Annotated in this window: 1 protein-coding gene; it reads left to right on the top strand. The window is 52.6% G+C overall.

Translation table 11 applies throughout. The features are described from left to right. The first annotated feature begins 24 nt into the window (after positions 1–24). Complete coding sequence (locus K7B09_RS13135) at positions 25–537, top strand: hypothetical protein (RefSeq protein WP_223629915.1); 513 nt, start codon at positions 25–27, stop codon at positions 535–537. Positions 538–549: the final 12 nt, after the last annotated feature.

The following is a 549-nucleotide window of genomic DNA, read 5'->3' as shown; positions in this document are numbered from 1 at the left end:
CGGCTTAACTCAGGTGTTAGGCCCATGAAGAAAAGTCATCTGCGCGTGCTGGTTCTAGCTGGTCTTGTCCCAGTTTTTGCATCGGCTTGCGCACAGAACGCCACCATCAAGCTGTATGACCATATCGCCGGCCCCGCCGTGCACGTTCACTCGACGACCCTTTTAGAGAGCGGATCAGTCGTGTTTGATGAGTACAACATCACCAGCCAGAAAGATCGCGCGACTGACGGCGTATCAACTTTGTGCAGAATGCCTTCCGCAACTGCAGCCTCTGTGGCTGAACAAGCATTCGCAATCACTTCCGGACTGCCATCGATTGTTGATCCAGATGAACCACAAGTTCTAGATGGTCCATTTAGATCCATAACTATTCGCAAAGGCGAGCGCGAGTTCAGGTCCACTTCGAGCAGCTACGATTCACCTAAATCACAAGACGCCAAGCGTTTTCTAGCCGCGTGGCATCAGCTTGAGCAACTGCTGTCATGTCATGGGCCTAACAATTCATTCAAGCCGACGCCGCTTCGCGGCGCGGCTTAATTCAGGCGTTAG

Source organism: Thermomonas beijingensis, from assembly GCF_020034655.1.
Taxonomy (GTDB): domain Bacteria; phylum Pseudomonadota; class Gammaproteobacteria; order Xanthomonadales; family Xanthomonadaceae; genus Thermomonas; species Thermomonas beijingensis.
The sequence above is the reverse complement of the archived record's forward strand: the minus strand, read 5'-3'. Positions and strand labels throughout refer to the sequence as shown.

Excerpts from the sequence above, each read along its gene's own strand:
- K7B09_RS13135 (WP_223629915.1), top strand. The coding sequence starts at position 25 with ATGAAGAAAAGTCATCTGCGCGTGCTGGTTCTAGCTGGTCTTGTCCCA.